This window comes from Parafrigoribacterium soli (genome assembly GCF_040227235.1).
Classification (GTDB): Bacteria; Actinomycetota; Actinomycetes; order Actinomycetales; family Microbacteriaceae; genus Parafrigoribacterium_A; species Parafrigoribacterium_A soli.
In genome coordinates this window covers 556,145-572,301 of the sequence record NZ_JBELNZ010000004.1, presented here as the reverse complement: position 1 = coordinate 572,301, position 16,157 = coordinate 556,145, and the positions used below count along the sequence as shown (strand labels likewise).

The 16,157-nt window shown below is 67.3% G+C and carries 14 protein-coding genes; 6 read left to right on the top strand and 8 right to left on the bottom strand.

The window, feature by feature from the left end; genetic code table 11:
- Positions 1-66 precede the first annotated feature (66 nt).
- Positions 67-528: a DUF2231 domain-containing protein gene (locus ABUA37_RS13995; RefSeq protein WP_349899883.1), complete on the bottom strand. Its 462-nt coding sequence runs from the start codon at positions 526-528 to the stop codon at positions 67-69.
- 257 nt (positions 529-785) lie between these two features.
- Positions 786-1,667 carry a DMT family transporter gene (locus ABUA37_RS13990; RefSeq protein ID WP_349899826.1) on the bottom strand — a complete coding sequence of 294 codons (882 nt, stop codon included), beginning with the start codon at positions 1,665-1,667 and terminating at the stop codon, positions 786-788.
- 202 nt (positions 1,668-1,869) lie between these two features.
- Here ABUA37_RS13990 and ABUA37_RS13985 point away from each other — a divergent pair, with 202 nt between their 5' ends.
- Both ABUA37_RS13985 and ABUA37_RS13980 read left to right on the top strand, forming a co-directional pair.
- Positions 1,870-3,984 carry an acyl-CoA dehydrogenase family protein gene (locus ABUA37_RS13985; protein WP_349899825.1) on the top strand — a complete coding sequence of 705 codons (2,115 nt, stop codon included), beginning with the start codon at positions 1,870-1,872 and terminating at the stop codon, positions 3,982-3,984.
- A gap of 207 nt (positions 3,985-4,191) precedes the next feature.
- Positions 4,192-4,767 (top strand): DUF4287 domain-containing protein, encoded by a 576-nt coding sequence (locus ABUA37_RS13980; protein WP_349899824.1) that lies wholly within the window; start codon positions 4,192-4,194, stop codon positions 4,765-4,767.
- 171 nt (positions 4,768-4,938) lie between these two features.
- Here the strand turns inward: ABUA37_RS13980 and ABUA37_RS13975 are convergent, their stop codons facing one another.
- Positions 4,939-5,202 carry a hypothetical protein gene (locus tag ABUA37_RS13975; RefSeq protein WP_349899823.1) on the bottom strand — a complete coding sequence of 88 codons (264 nt, stop codon included), beginning with the start codon at positions 5,200-5,202 and terminating at the stop codon, positions 4,939-4,941.
- A gap of 272 nt (positions 5,203-5,474) precedes the next feature.
- On the opposite strand from ABUA37_RS13975, the gene ABUA37_RS13970 reads away from it, so the two are divergent.
- From ABUA37_RS13970 to recQ, 3 genes are read left to right on the top strand one after another with little or no spacing between them, the layout of a single operon-like run.
- Positions 5,475-5,723: a type II toxin-antitoxin system Phd/YefM family antitoxin gene (locus ABUA37_RS13970; protein WP_349899822.1), complete on the top strand. Its 249-nt coding sequence runs from the start codon at positions 5,475-5,477 to the stop codon at positions 5,721-5,723.
- Entirely contained in the window at positions 5,720-6,097 is a 378-nt protein-coding gene (locus ABUA37_RS13965; RefSeq protein ID WP_349899821.1) for a type II toxin-antitoxin system VapC family toxin, read from the top strand. Before ABUA37_RS13970 ends, ABUA37_RS13965 begins: the two co-directional genes overlap by 4 nt.
- 4 nt (positions 6,098-6,101) lie before the next feature.
- Entirely contained in the window at positions 6,102-7,976 is a 1,875-nt protein-coding gene (gene recQ / locus ABUA37_RS13960) for a DNA helicase RecQ (RefSeq protein ID WP_349899820.1), read from the top strand.
- Positions 7,977-7,986: 10 nt separating this feature from the next.
- On the opposite strand, the gene ABUA37_RS13955 is transcribed toward recQ, so the two are convergent.
- Complete coding sequence (locus tag ABUA37_RS13955; protein ID WP_349899819.1) at positions 7,987-8,433, bottom strand: adenylyltransferase/cytidyltransferase family protein; 447 nt, start codon at positions 8,431-8,433, stop codon at positions 7,987-7,989.
- Positions 8,434-8,694: 261 nt separating this feature from the next.
- Between ABUA37_RS13955 and ABUA37_RS13950 the strand changes: the two genes are divergently transcribed.
- A complete protein-coding gene (locus tag ABUA37_RS13950) occupies positions 8,695-11,292 on the top strand; it encodes a right-handed parallel beta-helix repeat-containing protein (RefSeq protein ID WP_349899818.1) in 2,598 nt (865 codons plus the stop codon).
- On the opposite strand, the gene ABUA37_RS13945 is transcribed toward ABUA37_RS13950, so the two are convergent.
- Genes ABUA37_RS13945 through ABUA37_RS13930 form a run of 4 tightly spaced genes read right to left on the bottom strand, consistent with a single transcriptional unit; the run spans position 11,289 to position 16,156 of the window.
- Entirely contained in the window at positions 11,289-12,779 is a 1,491-nt protein-coding gene (locus tag ABUA37_RS13945) for a lipopolysaccharide biosynthesis protein (RefSeq protein ID WP_349899817.1), read from the bottom strand. The genes ABUA37_RS13950 and ABUA37_RS13945 overlap by 4 nt on opposite strands.
- A 7-nt stretch (positions 12,780-12,786) precedes the next feature.
- Positions 12,787-14,034 carry a Coenzyme F420 hydrogenase/dehydrogenase, beta subunit C-terminal domain gene (locus ABUA37_RS13940; protein ID WP_349899816.1) on the bottom strand — a complete coding sequence of 416 codons (1,248 nt, stop codon included), beginning with the start codon at positions 14,032-14,034 and terminating at the stop codon, positions 12,787-12,789.
- Complete coding sequence (locus tag ABUA37_RS13935; protein WP_349899815.1) at positions 14,031-15,161, bottom strand: polysaccharide pyruvyl transferase family protein; 1,131 nt, start codon at positions 15,159-15,161, stop codon at positions 14,031-14,033. The genes ABUA37_RS13940 and ABUA37_RS13935 overlap by 4 nt, the downstream gene beginning before the upstream one ends.
- Entirely contained in the window at positions 15,158-16,156 is a 999-nt protein-coding gene (locus ABUA37_RS13930) for a glycosyltransferase family 2 protein (RefSeq protein WP_349899814.1), read from the bottom strand. The genes ABUA37_RS13935 and ABUA37_RS13930 overlap by 4 nt, the downstream gene beginning before the upstream one ends.
- Between the last annotated feature and the right edge of the window lies 1 nt (position 16,157).

Below are 16,157 nucleotides of genomic sequence, written 5' to 3'. Positions count from 1 at the left end.
AGGCGGGAGGCTGCCGACCACGACCCGGCAGCCTCCTCGCCGGCAGGCGGTGAGACCGAGTGACGGTTAGCGGAAGCCCTCGAGCTGCGTCTCTTCCTTGGCCACGCGCACGCCAAAGTGATACGCGAGCTTGCCGCCGAGCCATCCGGAGACGCCGAGCGCGAGCAGTCCGATGATGGTCAGGATGAGCCCGGCGACGCTGACGTCGTCGAAGCCTCCCGCGGCGCGCACGAAGTAGTTGATCACGAACAGCACGACGACCGTGAGGTTGATCGCCATGTGCGTCAGTCCGGTCTTTCGCGCCGCGGTGTCTTTGGCCAGCGTCGACAGGTCGAGCAGTCCGAAGACCGCCGCGAGCACCGCGCCGATGATTCCGATGACGATCAGCACCTGTGCGCCGAGCAGAAACGCGGTTCGGTCGTCGTCGTTGGCCAGAGCGATGATGTCGAAGATGAGGCTGGCCGCCCAGGTTCCGATCGGGATCGTCACCAGAATCGGATGAAACGGATGCCCGTAAGGCCCGGCCACTGCCGTACGGGGATACTTCGACCTTTCGAAGGCTGAGTTGGCGTTCACAATTCCTCCAGTTGTAGTTGGTGGACCTGCCGTGCGGGTTCGCACACGTGCGACGCTACGCCCGAGCCCCGGGCCGCGGCAGGGGTTGCGCCGACGCGCGGCAGCACTCTCGCCCCGCAGGCAGTGGTCGGCGGGGAGGAGGTTTCTTCCGATCCGCGCGAAAGGGAGGAGCTCCGAGCGGCCCGGACGCAGTTTCTCCTCCGTTCCTGTCAGGCGAGCGCGAGCATGCTGGCCGCCGTGATCGCGAGCACGAGACCCACAATCTGCACGGGCGCGATGCGCTCCTTGAGCACGACGGCGGCGAGGATGATCGTGCCGGCCGGGTACAGCGCCGTCAGGACGGACTGGATGGTCAGTTCGCCCACCCGCAGCCCGATCAGCAGGAACACGTTCGCCGTGGCGTCGATCACACCGGAGACGATCGCGAGGGTCAGGCCGGGGCGCCATCCGCGGGAATCGGTCGGCGTGACGCCGGTCGCCCGTCCCCTGCGTTTCGCGAGGAGGACCATCACGCCGATCGCGGTCCACACGATCAGCCCGTTGACGGCGCGGTTGGCGATGAGTGGCACGACTCCGGAGTCCGGTGGGGTCATGTCGATGATCACGATGAATGCTCCGATCATCGCGCCGGAGCCGACGGCCATCCCGAGCGCCTTGAGCGACGGGCGCACCGCACCCTTCTCGGGCACGAAGCCGACCAGAATGACGGCGACGAGCGCGAGCCCGAGGGCTACGTAACCGATCGTGTTGAGCCGATCGCCACGCACGACACCCACGAGCATCGGCACGAGGGCCGAGACCACGGCCGTCGTCGGCGACAGGATGCTCATCGGCCCGATCGCGAGACAGGCGTAGAGCAGCACGATCGCGATCGCCCCGGTCACGCCCGAGAGCGCGCCGAGCAGCACCGCCTCGCGCGACCAGGTGCCGCCGATGAACACGTATGCGGCACACAACAGAACGACACCGGATGCGGCCCCGATCGCCGTCACTCGCACCGCGCTGATGCGCTTGGCCGCCATTCCGCCGAGGAAGTCAGCCGCGCCGAAAATGAGCGCGCCGGAGAGGCCGATGATGACGGGGAGGAGCATGTCCCCAACGCTACTGGGTGCGCCGTAGCACGCGGTTTGAGTAGCGCGCGAGGTACGAGCTCGCGTATCGAAACGGGCGCGATTGGGGATTGCCACAGCGCCTCCATGGCCATCCCGCGCCCTTTTGTAGCTCGCCAACGGGCGATTTAGGCCGCCAGAGGCGCCCGCATAGCGTGGAAGCAGAGTTACGAAGGAGCCCTCAATGGTCGACGTCACGCCACGCACCCGCGCACAGGACACGAAGCGATCGAAGGCGGTGGACGCCGAAGTCGACGCCCAGCTGGCGGAGACACCGGCCGAAGCATCCGTCGATGTCGCGAGCCTGGGACGACAACTGCTGGGCACCTGGGGCGAGGTGCGGCGCACCGCCCGCGAGTTCGCGAAGACACGCGAGCTGCACGACGTACTGGGTCTCACCCTCGACGAGCAGCGCGAGCGCACGAAGCAGCAGCTGCACATCCTGGTGGAGAAGGGCCAGGTGCACCGCGCGTTCCCGAAGTCGCTCGGCGGCCTCGAAGACAACGGCGGCAACATCACGGCGTTCGAGGAGCTCGTCTCGGCGAGCCCGTCGCTGCAGATCAAGTCGGGCGTGCAGTGGGGGTTGTTTGGCTCCGCCGTGCTGCACCTCGGCACCGAGTACCACCACAAGACCTTCCTGCCGGGCATCATGAAGTTCGATGTGCCCGGTGCCTTCGCCATGACCGAGATCGGACACGGCTCGGATGTCGCTTCCGTGGCCACCACGGCCACCTACGACGAAGAAACGGAAGAGTTCGTCATCCACACGCCGTTCCGCGCGGCCTGGAAGGAATACCTGGGCAACGCCGGCCGCGACGGCATCGCCGCAACCGTCTTCGCGCAGCTCATCACCAAGGGTGTGAACCACGGCGTGCACTGCTTCTACGTGCCGATCCGTGACGAGAACGGCGACTTCCTGCCCGGCGTCGGCGGCGAAGACGACGGCTGGAAGGGCGGCCTGAACGGCATCGACAACGGGCGCCTGCACTTCGACCACGTGCGCGTTCCGCGCACCAACCTGCTCAACAAGTACGGGGATGTGGCGGCGGATGGCACCTACTCCTCCAGCATCGACAGCCCCGGCCGCCGCTTCTTCACCATGCTCGGAACCCTCGTGCAGGGCCGCGTCTCGCTCGATGGCGCGGCGACCGCAGTCTCCGCGATGGCCCTCACGATCGCGATCACCTACGGCAACCAGCGCCGCCAGTTCACCGCGGGCAGCGACACCGACGAAGAGGTCATCCTCGACTACCAGCGGCACCAGCGCAGGCTCATCCCGCGCCTGGCCACCGCCTACGCGATGAACTTCGCCCACGACGATTTCCTCGTGAAATTCGACTCGGTGTTCAGCGGCAAGACCGACACGGATGAGGACCGCCAGGACCTCGAGACCCTCGCCGCCGCCCTCAAGCCGCTCTCCACCTGGGCCGCCCTCGACATCCTGCAGGAGGCCCGCGAGGCCTGCGGCGGTGCTGGATACATGGCATCCAACCGCCTCGTCGGCCTGCGCGCCGACCTCGACGTCTACGTCACCTTCGAGGGCGACAACAACGTGCTGCTGCAGCTCGTGGCCAAGCGACTGCTCACCGACTTCAGCTCCAAGTTCAAGAACGCGGATGCCGGAGCCCTGGCCCGCTATGTCGTCGAGCAGGCGGCGGATCGCGCCTATCACGGCACGGGCCTGCGCACCCTCACCCAGACCGTGCGGGACTTCGGCTCCACGGCCCGCTCGGTGCACGAGTTGCGTGACACGAACGTGCAGCGCGAGCTGCTCACCGATCGCGTGGAGACGATGATCTCGGAGATCGCGGGCAGGCTGCGCCCGGCATCCAAGCTGTCGAAGGCGGATGCCGCGGACCTATTCAACTCGCAGCAGAACGAGCTGATCGAGGCCGCCCGAGCCCACGCGGAACTGCTGCAGTGGGAGGCGTTCACCCGAGCCCTGGAGCGCGTCGAGGATGCCGGTACGAAGCAGGTGCTGTCGTGGTTGCACGACGTGTTCGGCCTCGGCCTGATCGAGAAGAACCTGTCGTGGTACCTCATCCACGGTCGTGTCTCCGCCCGGCGCGGCCAGGCGGTGAGCGCATACATCGACCGGCTGATTACGCGGCTCCGCCCTCACGCACAAGACCTCGTGGATGCCTTCGGTTACGAACCGGAGCACCTGCGCGCCACGATCGCCACGGGCATCGAGGCCGAGCGGCAGGACGAGGCGCGGGCGTACTACGCGGCGCTGCGGGCATCCGGTGACGCCCCGGTCGACGAGAAGTCGCTCAAGTCCAAGAAGAAAAAGCGCTGACGTTCCCTGAGCTTGTCGAAGGGCGACCGTTCCCATCTCCGCCGCCGCTGCCCGTAGATGGGTGCCGTCAACAGGATGAGGAGCAACACGCCGCCTCATCCGCCCGTTTCACGCGGCGAGTTGCACGTCATCCTGTTGACGGCACGCGGCTAGCCACCTCGCCTGCCGGCCGCTACGCTCAAACGAACGACCGCGGCGGGAGCAACGATGACCTTTCAGGCCTACCTCGACTCGATCAAGGCGAAGACCGGCCTCGGCCCCGAGGACTTCATCGCGCTCGCCCGGCAGAAGGGCATTCTGGTCGAGGGGATGAAGGCGACGCCGGTTCTCGCCTGGCTCAAGGAGGACTACGACCTGGGCTCCGGGCACGCGATGGCGATCTTCGGCATCCTGAAGGAGGCCCTGCAGCCGCGCGGCAGCAACGACGAGCGCGTCGCCGCCCTGTTCGCGGGCGGTAAGGCCATGTGGCAGGAGCCCTACGACGAACTGCTCGCGCGCATCCGCGAGTTCGGCCCGGACGTCTCGGTCGGCGCCACCGACACCTACCTCAGTTTGCTGCGCGGCGCGAAGAAGTTCGCGGTCGTTTACACGACGGCGGCGCGCATGGATGTCGGCATCAAGCTCAAGGGCGACGCCCCGGTCCCTGAGCTTGTCGAAGGTCGCCTCACCCCCGCTGGCTCGTGGAACAGCATGGTCACCCACCGAGTGCGAATCACGGATGCGTCCCAGCTGGACGCAGAACTCCTCGCCTGGCTGCGCGACGCCTACGATCGCGCCGCCTGATCGGTAAGGCCACCGCCCTTAACGCGCGGGGTCACGTTGCGCCGACTATGCCGCTACAAGGGAGGTTCTAAATACGCGTTGGCGGAATGGATGACCGTGCCCATAGGGGAAGGTTCCACGCTTATCGAGCCTGAATCCGTCGCGCGTCGATTAAATTCGCACCAGAAGCCTCTAACGTGCCAGCTCGTCTCCTAGCGTCACGTACCCCTCGAAACCGTCGTGATCGCGCGTCGTCACCTGTTGCAATGCTCGCTTGGTAGCTCCGTGGTCAAGCGCAAAGTCGATCGCTCGCGCGGCCTCTACGCGGCGGGACTCAATCTCGCGCTCAATTCGTGCTTCGGCTTCGGCGCGAATATCTTTCTTCAGCGCAGGAACTTTCGCCACGCTGTTGCGCCACACGCGGCCGGCTTCTTCAATAGCGTCCAAAGTGTTCATCGATGTGGATGTTAGGAGCGCAGCCTCGCATCGCACTCGCACGTCGACCTTCACCCTGCGTCCGTAGCGCTGTTCATGCCATGCCGCTTTCGTTCGAAGGACTTTGCGCCGTTGTGGAGGTGCTATCTAGTGACCAGACGTTGGTGTTCGCCCAAGTGGTTGGACGCCGATGTTCCACAGATTGCCGCCGTGCACTGGGATAAATATTGATCAATTTGACCAAACTCTGAGATAATAGATGCATGACCCAACCTGCTCCAGTCGTCACGACAGTGAGCCTCTACGACGCCAAGACCCACCTGTCTGAGCTTGGTGAGCGCGCTGCATCCGGCGAAGAGATTGTTGTTACCAAGCATGGCAAGCCCCGGTTCCGGTTGGTCGCGGTCGAGCCGCCGAAGCGCCGCCCGCTTCCCGGCTCCATCGATATCGGTCTCACCGCCGAGGAGCAAGAGTCACTCGCGAGCATCGACTGGTTCGCTCCTGACGAGGAAATCGAGCGGCTATTCGGCACCCGCGAATGAGCCGTGTGCTCCTCGATACCCACGCCTTCATGTGGTGGGTCGACATGAATTCACACGTGAAGCCGGAATGGCTGGAACTCGTGCTTGATCCAGAAAATGTGGTCTACGTGAGTGCGGTGACCGCTTGGGAAATCGAGATCAAGAAGCGATCTGGAAAGCTGCGTTTTGCCCACGACGTCGCAGAAGTCGCATCCCAACTCGGCTTTGAACGTCTGGCTATCACGATGCAACATGCGGCATCTGCTGGATCGCTCGACTGGGACCACAATGACCCGTTCGACCGGATGCTCGTGGCCCAGGCCCGCGACAATGCGATGACCCTTCTCTCAGCGGACAGAGCAATGAAGTCAGCCCCCGGCGTTAGGGTCTTGTGAACCCATGACTACCACCACTCAAGAAACGTCCCGCCCGGCGGGCAATGCCGCCCTCGGCACCCTGCACCGGGTGTTCGGGTACGACGCGTTCCGCGGCAACCAGGCCGACATAATCCAGCACGTCATCGGCGGTGGCGATGCGCTCGTGCTCATGCCGACCGGCGGCGGCAAGTCGCTGTGCTACCAGATCCCCGCGCTCGTGCGCGAGGGCACCGGCGTGGTCATCTCCCCGCTCATCGCGCTCATGCAAGACCAGGTGGATGCCCTCAAGGCCGTCGGCGTGCGGGCCGGGTTCCTCAATTCGACGCAGGATGTTGGGCAGCGCCGAGAGGTGGAGTCCGCCTTTGTCGCGGGCGAACTCGACCTGCTCTATCTCGCGCCGGAGCGTCTGAAAATCGAGTCGACATCCGCCCTGCTCGACCGCGGAAGAGTCTCGCTGTTTGCGATCGATGAGGCGCACTGTGTCGCGCAGTGGGGCCACGACTTTCGCCCCGACTACCTGCAGCTGTCGATGCTGCACGAGCGCTGGCCCGAGGTGCCGCGCATTGCGCTCACCGCGACCGCCACCGAGCAGACGCACAAGGAGATCCAGAAGCGGCTGCAGCTTGGGCAGGCCAGGCACTTCGTCGCGAGTTTCGACCGGCCCAACATCCAGTACCGCATCGCGCCGAAGAACGCGCCGCAGCAGCAACTGCTTGAGCTTCTACGCAGCGAGCACGCGGGCGACGCCGGCATTGTCTACTGCCTGTCGCGGGCATCCGTCGAGAAAACGGCCGAGTTTCTCGTGCAGAACGGCATTCCCGCGCTGCCCTATCACGCGGGTCTCGACGCGCGCGTGCGGGCCGCGAACCAAGCGCGGTTCCTGCGCGAAGACGGCATGGTGATGGTCGCCACGATCGCCTTCGGCATGGGCATCGACAAGCCGGATGTGCGCTTCGTCGCCCACCTCGACCTACCGAAATCCGTCGAGGGCTACTACCAGGAGACCGGCCGCGCCGGCCGTGATGGGCTGCCCTCCACCGCCTGGCTCGCCTACGGGCTGCAAGACGTGATGCAGCAGCGGCGGATGATCGACGCTTCGACAGGCTCAGCGCAGGCCAGTTCGGCAGAGAACGCCGAGCACCGCAGACGGCTGAGCGCGCACCTCGACGCCATGCTCGCCCTGTGCGAGACCGTGGAGTGTCGCAGAGTGCAGCTGCTCGCCTACTTCGGCGAGACGTCCACGCCGTGCGGCAACTGCGACACCTGCCTCGCGCCGCCCGAGTCCTGGGACGGCACCGTTCCCGCCCAGAAACTGCTCTCCACCGTGGTGCGACTGCAGCGCGAGCGCAACCAGAAGTTCGGTGCGGGGCATATCATCGACATCCTGCTCGGCAAGGAGACGGCGCGCGTCACCCAGAACGACCACGAGTCGCTCAGCACCTTCGGCATCGGCACCGAGCTCAGCGAGGCGGAGTGGCGCGGCGTCGTGCGCCAGCTCCTCGCGCAGGGACTGCTCGGCGTGCACAGCGACGGCTTCGGCACCCTCGTGCTGACGGAGGCGAGTGCCTCGGTTCTCAGCGGCGAGCGTCGCGTCAACCTGCGGCGCGAGCCCATCCGCGTGTCCGGCAGGTCACGACGGAGCTCCGGCGCGGCGAAGGCGCAGGAGGGCATGACGCAGGAGGCCGTGGCGCGCTTCGAGGCCCTGCGCACCTGGCGAGGTGCCGAGGCAAAGGAGCAGGGCGTGCCGGCCTACGTGATCTTCCACGACGCGACACTGCGCGAGATCGCCACGAGTCAGCCCTCGACCCTCGACCAGCTCGGCACCATCACGGGCATCGGGGAGAACAAGCTCGCCAAGTACGGCGAGCGGCTGCTCGCCGCCCTCGCCGCCGAGTAATGGGACGTCGCTACGCGCTGACGCTGGCGGGCTGCGGAGAGATGAGCGCCGCGAGCGCCTGCCGCAGCAGCGTGCTCGACGTGTCGATCGTGTACGGAAAGTAGACGACCTCGACGCCCACGGCGGCGAATTCGCGCTCGAGTTCAATGCCCTTGCGCGTGCCGCGCCAATCGTCGCCCTTGAAGAAGATGTCGAACCTGAGCTCCCGCCAGGTCTCGAGCTTGCTCGGAAGGGTCTCGGCATAGGCACGGTCGACGCAGTTCAGGGCCCCGACGATCTCGAGCCGCTCGGCGAGCGGGATGATGGGGCGCTTGCCCTTCGAGAGTTCGAGCATCTCGTCTGAAACGACCCCGGCAATGAGGAAGTCGCACTCGCTTTTCGCACGCTTCAGGATGTTCAGGTGCCCCACATGGAACAGATCGAAGGCGCCGGCCGCGTAGCCGATGCGTGAAGCCATGGGTACCACACCTTCCTCTTCGGGTTGAAGGCGATGCGAGCGCCGGGTGTGCGCTGGTGGCAGTACTTTACCCCCACAGTCGACCATTTGTCACCCATACGGGGGCCAGAAGCCTCGACTTGACCCACTTCCTTTGTTAGCCTGCTCGGATACCAAACCAAGCGGAGACGGTTGCCCGATAGCTGCCCCCTCGTATTCGCATGGGAAACCCTTATGGCGCGTCACGCGCAGCACAAAGCACGACCAACCCACCCCGCCTCCGTGAGCCGCGGCCTGCTCACGTTCCTCGCGGTTCTCACTGCTGTCTGCACGACGGCTGGCGTGGGCTTCTTCTTCACCGCTGAACAGGCGCAGGCCGACGCGAGACAGACCCAGACTGCGGCGCAGGCTCAAGGCTCTGGCTACGAACGTGGCGCCCCCATCGCCTCCGACGACTTTAACCGCTCCACCCATGACGGGTGGGGCTCGGCAAAGCTGGGCGGAACCTACGGTTATTCCGCATCCCGCTATTTCTCTGCGCAGGGGCAGACTGCCGTGGCCTCCCCGCCGAGGCCGGGCTCCTCGCTCACCGCGACCCTCGGCGCTGTCGCGGCCTTCGATGCCGTCGCCTCGCTCACTTCCTCGGTGCGCGAGTTGCCGACCGCCGGCAACGGTATCTATTCGGGACTGCAGCTGCGTTCGGCTGCGGGGTCGTTCTATCAGGCGAATGTGCGCATCACGCCGGCGGGTGAAGTGCTGCTCAACCTGCACCGCATCAACGGTTCGACCGTGACCCAGACGAGCCTCGTGCGTGAACGGCCGGTGCTGAAGGGGTTCACCCCGGGCTCCGCACTGCACCTCGATTTCCAGGCGACCGGCGCCAACCCCGTCATCCTGTCCGCTCGGGTCTGGGCGGATGCCGCCCCCGCGCCCGATTGGCAGGTGCGCTTCGAAGACGCGAGCCCTTCGCGGCTCGCCCACGCTGGCGCCATCGGCATTTGGACCTACGCGTCGAGCGGGTCGACCCCGGTGCCGGTCTCCTACGACTCCTTCTCCGCGTCGACACTCGTGCCGAGCAGCGCCAAGCATGGCAGTGACGGCACCGGCGCCGTGGGCGAGCCGTCGCCCACACCGGCACCCTCGCCGTCACCTCCCGCCACGAGCGCTCCGCAGCCGCCGGCCGGCGTCGGTCACGCGGATCCTGCCCCGGGCGGCAGCACCGTGGGAGCGCCCGCGGTGGGGAGCAGCGCCTACCCGGTACCCGCGGGCGCATTGTTTGTCGCCACCACAGGCTCCGACGGCGGCGACGGCTCACAGCGGGCACCGTTCGCCACGCTGGGAAGGGCCATCGCCCTGGCGCGTTCCGGGTCCACGATCGTGGTGCGGGCCGGCAGCTATCACGAGTCCCTCGTCATTCCCTCCGCCAAGAAGCTCACCATCCAGCCGTATCCGCACGAGACCGTTTGGCTGGACGGCAGCCGCACCGTCTCGGGATGGCAGAGGTCCGGCGCAGCCTGGGTGGCATCCGGATGGACGGTCCGCTTTGATTCGAGCCCCACCTACAGCAGAGGCAAGCCGGATGGAACCCAGCCCGGCTGGGCGTTTCTGGACTCTCACTACCCGATGGCGGCGCATCCGGATCAGCTCTGGCTAGGCGGCACCGCGCTCAGCCAGGTCGGCTCGCTCGCCTCGCTTCGCCCCGGCACCTTCTTCGTCGACTCGGCGGGTTCGCGACTGTACCTGGGTTCTGACCCGAGCGGAAAGACCGTGCGTGCGAGCGACACCGTCAAGGCGCTCACGATCGCGGGGGAGGGCAGCACCCTTCGCGGCATCGGTGTTCGCCGCTACGCGCCATCGGTGCCCGACATGGGCGCCGTCTCGATCGCCGCACCGGGCGTGAGCCTGAGGGATGTGGTCATCGAGGATTCGGCCACGACGGGTCTTGCCGTGTTCGCGAGCGGGGCGCACATCACCGACGTCACGATCGCCAGAAGCGGGATGCTCGGCGCTCAGGCCAGCTACGCCGACGGCCTCAGGATCGACGGACTGCTCTCGGTGGACAACAACACGGAGCACTTCAACCGGGCACCGGTCTCGGGTGGAGTCAAGATCCACAAGTCGCGTGGGGTGTCGGTGACCAACAGCACGGTGCGCAACAACCTGGGCAACGGGCTGTGGTTCGATGAGTCCGTCTATGGCATCACAGCGACGGGCAACGACATCCTCGACAACACCGGGAACGGGTTGGTGCTCGAACTGTCGGCCACGGCGACGGTGGCGAACAACGTGATAGCGCGCAACAGCCTCGACGGCATCCTGATCAGCGACACCGGCCAGGTTCAGGTGTGGAACAACACGCTGAGCGGCAACTCGCGGAGCGTCAACATCACCCAGGGTGATCGCCGGGCGAGCAACCTCTCAACGCCGGGTCACGACGCCCGCCAGAAGCTGCCCGACCCCACGGTCACCTGGATCACGGGAAATATCTCGGTGAACAACAACGTCTTTGCCGGAGGCACGGGCAAGTGCGTGCTGTGCGTCGAGGACTACAGCCATGAGCGCTCCGCACAGCAGATGCACGTGACCGCCAACGGCAATGTCTACCAGCGCGTGGATGCGGCGCATCCGAACTGGGCAGTGGTCTGGTCGCGAGGAACGGGCAACCCCGCCGTCTACACCTCGGTCTCTGAGTTCTCGAAGGCAACCGGACAGGAGAAGAACAATGTTGCCGTGGACGGTGCCGCCGTGCTGAGAGGCCTCTCGACGTTGACGAGCCGGGTCACGAGCGAAGTGCAGCGCGTCGCGCGACCGCTGCCCGCGGCCATCGGCAAAGTCGTGGGCGAGAGCAGCGGAGCGCAACACCTGGGCGCCTGGCGCTAGACGCGTCCGACGCGTTCGGCGCTCTGACGTGCGCGGGGGACGCGCCTGATCATGTCGACCACCACGGCAACGTCGCGTCGCACCGGCGAGAGTAGGAGCCAGGCCAAGCCGTAGCCCGCGAGGGTGATTGCCGCGGCGATCGCCAGCTGCGCGGGTGAACCCCATGGTGCGGCTGCGAATGTGGCCACTGCGGCGGCGCCGCCGATCGCGGTGACGAGGGCGAGAATTCTGAAGGCTCCGGCATAGAGCCGCCGGGTGGAGATGTCTGCCTTGCGTGACAACCACCAGAGTGAAATGGGCCAGGCAATGGCGGGGGCGGTGGCGTAGCCGATTGCGATGCCGAGCACGCCCCAGGTCGACCCGACGAGCACGCATGCGATCTTGATGGCGGCGCTCACGAGTGAATAGCGAAAGAGCTCGGCGGTGAGCCCGCGTGAAACGTAGACCCAGTAGCCGACGAAGGCCAGAGTCTGGAAGATGCCGGCGATAGCGAACAGGCGAAGAACCGGCGCGACCGCGAGCCACTGTTCACCGAGGAAGAGTCTCGTCGTCGGCTCCGCGGCGCTGGCGACGAGTCCGAGGCCCGCGACGAGGGTGTAGCCGAGGGCGAGCTGTCCGGCGGCGACGTACTCCTCGTACCTGCGGCGGTCATCCGTGAGCTTCGACAGCACGGGTAGCGCGACCGTGGTGAGCGGGCTCCGCACCTGGTTGAGCGGTGTCATCAGAAGCTGGAACGCTCGGTTGTAGAGACCGAGCGGTGCGGCACCGAAGCGCAGCCCGATGAGCACCGAATCGACGTTGTTGCTCACGTAACCAATGAGTTGTGAGGCGACGAGGTTCCACCCGAAGCGAAGCAGACCGCGCATGTTAGCGGCGCGTCGCGGCCTGCCGGGCAGCCATCGTGCGGCTCCCGCCACCATCACCAGCAGCACGAACACCTGGGTCAGCTGTTGCCAGACGAGAGCCCAGTATCCCCAGCCAGCGATCGCGCAGCCGATGGCGACGAGAAGAGCAACCGCCGGGGCGGTGACGTCGGCGCGGGCGATCGCCATGAACCTCAGTTCGCGGATGAGGCCGGCGCGGTATTGCGTGGCGAGTCCGTTGAAGACGAACGTGAGCGAGAGCGCGTGCGCGATCGGCAATAGTTCGGGCTGCTGATATGCCGCGACCAGTAGGCCCGCTCCGGCGAAGACGATCGCCGCCAGCGCGACGCCGATGCCGGCGTTGATCCAGAACAGGTTGTCCCGCTGCTGGCGAGTCAACTCGGGGGCTTGAATCGCCGCGGATGACAGGCCGAAGTCCCGAAAAATCTCGCCGATTCCGATGATGGCGACCACCATCGCGATGAGCCCGTAGTCGTGCGGACTCAGCAGCCGCGCCAGCACCACCACCGATGCGAGCTGCACGACGGTCTTCGCCCCTTGCGCGGCGAGGGTGGTGGCGGCGCCGCGCGCCGCCCTGGTGCCGAGGCTTGGTGGTGTGGTCATCGCGGTCTCACCGCCGACGTCCGCGTCGGTAGGCGCCGCGGGCCATCCGGAGGCTCTGTCGGGGTCGGGCGAGCGCGAAGGCCAGCAGCCCGAAGCCGCGGTACAGGGGCACCTTGCGGCCGGCGAGCCTCGCCCCGATGAGTCGACCGAGCAGGGTCTCCCGTCGCTGGTTCTGCAATGGCTGTACTGCGGCGAGTTCGGCGATGTCCATCGGCGCGCCGTCGAGCACCCCGGCCGCCATCGCTCGCAGCACGAGGTCACGGCCGCGGGGGGTGCGGGCAATCAGGGCGCTCACGCCGGAACGTTCGGTGAAGTCGGGGTAGCCGCGGGCATCCGTCGACCAGAAGTCAGCGGCGGTCACGTCCGCACTCTCTCCGATGCCGTCGGGGCAGATCTTGCATCGCCATTGCACGGTCGGGCCGAGCGCCTCGCCCCACGACTTCTCGTAGCTCGTTGACACCTCGTCGCCGTGTTCGCCCACCACCGTGAACCGGCCCGGCCAGCCTCGCCCCCGGTACCAGAGCGAACGGATGCGTTCGCCCCGGGGAACCCCGAGCTGTTCGGTGAGCGAGTCGGTGGCCCGCTGGCTCGGCGTGCCCGCGCAGAAGAAGGAGAGCAGCAGTGGTTGCTCAGCCTGATCGGCGGTGAGCGCTCCGAGGGCGGACACCTCGCACGGCTTGCCGACGAAAGCCGTGCCGGCCTCGGCGGCTCCGGCCACCGCCGCGTTCGAGGCCGGAGCGTATCGCGACCCCGCCGCCCCGAGCACCGCCTCCTTCGTCGTGAGCTGCACGCTCACGGTGCGTCTCGGTTCGGTCATGCCCGCCCGTGCGCCGATGGTGCGCGACACCTCTCCCGTCTCGAGCAGCCACGCGGAGAGTGCGGTCAGCACGCCACCGCTGCTGCCCATGTGACGCACCTCGGGGTCGGTCGCCCATGCTCGCCACACCTGTACGATCGGGCCCATGGTCGGATGTCGCCACGACTCGGGCGGACTCATGGCGTTCACCCGCACGCCTGGGCAGGCGCGCTCGAAGGCGCCGACGGCATCCGCTGCCATCATGGACGGACCTGTGCGCACGGGACGCAGGTAACCCTCGTCGTTCAGCTGCATGGTCAGTCCGGAATCGAGCAGGGTGCACAGTCCGCAGCCCGAGCAGTTGTCGTTGCGCAGCACGGCTCCGATCGCGGCATCGAGCGGCGCTTCGGGCCCGCTCGTCGTGCCCGCGGGCTGGCGCGTGCGGCGCAGCTCGCTCATAGCGCGGCCAGCGCTTCGCGCGCGCTCTCGAGCGAGTGGTGCGCACGGTCCACCACGTCCCGCACCGCGGCAGGCAGCCCCGGGCTCGTGAGTTCCCGAAGAACGCGCTGAACAGGGTCGTCGTCGTTCAGTTGCACGGTGTGGTGCCAGCCCAGGTCGCGCATCAGCGGCTCGAACTTGCGCGAATACGCCAGCGGGATGGCCGGGGTTCCGACGGAGAGAGCATTGAGGCAGGCGTGCATCCGCGATCCGATCACGAGGCGCGCGGAGCCGACGACCTCGCGCACCTGATCGAGGTCCGCCGGGATGATGATCTCGGCATCCGGGGCGACCATGCGGGCGAATTCCTCGGCCGCCCGCACGTCCGTGTCGGCGGCCGACGCGTCGATGACGTGCGCGAGGAGCGTGATCCGTCGGCCGAAGGATGACAGTCGGCGGTGCAGCCGGGTGACGACCTCGCGGTAGTGAGCCGCGGCGACGTGGGGGTTCTCGTTCCAGAGCAGCCCGGACACATTCAGCACCACATCGCGGGTCTTGTCGACCGTGGGAACCGGCAGCGCGAAGACGGCGTCGGTGGTGAGCACGTCGACCGGGCGGCCGAGCTCTGCGGCGCAGTCGGCACTGGCGGAATCCCGTGCCATCACGAGCGACGCCCTTCGCAGGGATCGCCTGGCGAGGGTGCGTGCCGCTCTCCCGCCGAATGGGCCGATGGTCTGCGGCCCGAGCACCACCGGCACGCCGGCCTGGCTCGCGAGTTCCGCCACCGCGGACATCGTCGCGAGGCGGCGCAGACCATAGATGTCTGCGAAGCTGTCGCCCGACCGCGTATCGATGACGAGGTCGTGGCCAGCCAGCCAGCGCTGCATTCCCAGCGTGCCGGTGACTCGTTCCTTCGCGAGCGACCGCAGCCGGCCGAAGGGAAGCTGCGGCGCCCGGTGACCGTAGTTCTGAAAGACCACCTCCGCACCCGGCCACACGCCGTCGATGATCGCGGCGGTGCCGCGGCCCAGCACACGCACGCCGAGATTCGGCGACGAATCGTCTGCCCAGAGCACGAGCACGCGCTTCGGGGTGGTCGGGGTTGGGACCGGATGCTCGGGGCCGAGCGACAGGCTCGTCTCGCTCATGACGCCGATCCCACGATCGATGTCGATGTCAGGCCGCGGCGCGAATACTCGTGGTACGCGATGCCGAGTCCGCCCGCGAGAATGCCCGCACCACGGTAGCTGGTGCGCAGCCCGCGCGCCTGGTGACGCAGCGACCGCGAGGCGATGCCGAACAGGAAACGAAGTCCGCCCGCGAGGACCCGGGCGAGTCCGCGCGCGACGGCCACGATCCGCACGAACAGCCGGCCGGTCGACCGCTCGGCGAGGTGCAGTGCCACGATGGTCTCGGCGTTGCCGTGGCTCCAGCTCCGGCGCAGCACCCAACCGCGGGTCATCCGCTCTCTGGGAACGCGGTCGGTGGCCTCCGACTCCTCGCACCACACCATCCGCCCGCCTCGCTTGACCAGTTGTCTGCTGAACAGCGAGTCCTCGCCGCTGCCGAGACCGAGCGCGGGCTCGAACCGCACGCCGAGCTCACCGAGCCGTTGGCGATCGAGCAGCAGGTTCCCGGCTGCGGCCACCGTAATCTCGGTTCCCGTCGGCATGCTCCGGCGCCGGAAGAAGCTGCCCGCCGCGACCCACGGGTCGAGCTCGCCCTCGAACTCGGAGATCACGCGGCCCATCACGGCGGTCGCGCGGGTGTCGAGCCAGGTGCTGACCAGCGGAGTGAGCCATCGCCCGCGCGGCAGCTCGTCGTCGTCGATGAACACGAGCAGCTCGCTCGCGGCGCTCTCGTCGAGTGCCCGATTGCGAGCCGCCGCGATGCCGGGCGCCGGCTCGACGACATACCGCAGCAGTTCGGGTCGATCGAGGGCAGAGCGGATGCCGTCCACGGTCAAGCGTGCGCTCGCGGCCGGATCATTGTCGACCACGAGCACCTCGGCCGTCACGTCCCGCGCCAGCTCGGCACCGAGCCGCTCGGCCTGCGCGATCACGAGAGGCAGGCCGGCCCGCAGGGTGCCGGGTCTGCGGTAGCTCAGCACGGCGATGGTGAGTGTCAGCTGCGGCTCGGGCATC

Bases quoted from the DNA above. Each gene is read 5' to 3' on its own strand.
- ABUA37_RS13975 (WP_349899823.1), bottom strand. From the start codon at position 5,202: ATGAACACTTTGGACGCTATTGAAGAAGCCGGCCGCGTGTGGCGCAAC.
- ABUA37_RS13945 (WP_349899817.1), bottom strand. From the start codon at position 12,779: ATGACCACACCACCAAGCCTCGGCACCAGGGCGGCGCGCGGCGCCGCC.
- ABUA37_RS13935 (WP_349899815.1), bottom strand. From the start codon at position 15,161: ATGAGCGAGACGAGCCTGTCGCTCGGCCCCGAGCATCCGGTCCCAACC.
- ABUA37_RS13985 (WP_349899825.1), top strand. From the start codon at position 1,870: ATGGTCGACGTCACGCCACGCACCCGCGCACAGGACACGAAGCGATCG.
- ABUA37_RS13990 (WP_349899826.1), bottom strand. From the start codon at position 1,667: ATGCTCCTCCCCGTCATCATCGGCCTCTCCGGCGCGCTCATTTTCGGC.
- ABUA37_RS13930 (WP_349899814.1), bottom strand. From the start codon at position 16,156: ATGCCCGAGCCGCAGCTGACACTCACCATCGCCGTGCTGAGCTACCGC.
- ABUA37_RS13965 (WP_349899821.1), top strand. From the start codon at position 5,720: ATGAGCCGTGTGCTCCTCGATACCCACGCCTTCATGTGGTGGGTCGAC.
- recQ (WP_349899820.1), top strand. From the start codon at position 6,102: ATGACTACCACCACTCAAGAAACGTCCCGCCCGGCGGGCAATGCCGCC.
- ABUA37_RS13980 (WP_349899824.1), top strand. From the start codon at position 4,192: ATGACCTTTCAGGCCTACCTCGACTCGATCAAGGCGAAGACCGGCCTC.
- ABUA37_RS13940 (WP_349899816.1), bottom strand. From the start codon at position 14,034: ATGAGCGAGCTGCGCCGCACGCGCCAGCCCGCGGGCACGACGAGCGGG.
- ABUA37_RS13955 (WP_349899819.1), bottom strand. From the start codon at position 8,433: ATGGCTTCACGCATCGGCTACGCGGCCGGCGCCTTCGATCTGTTCCAT.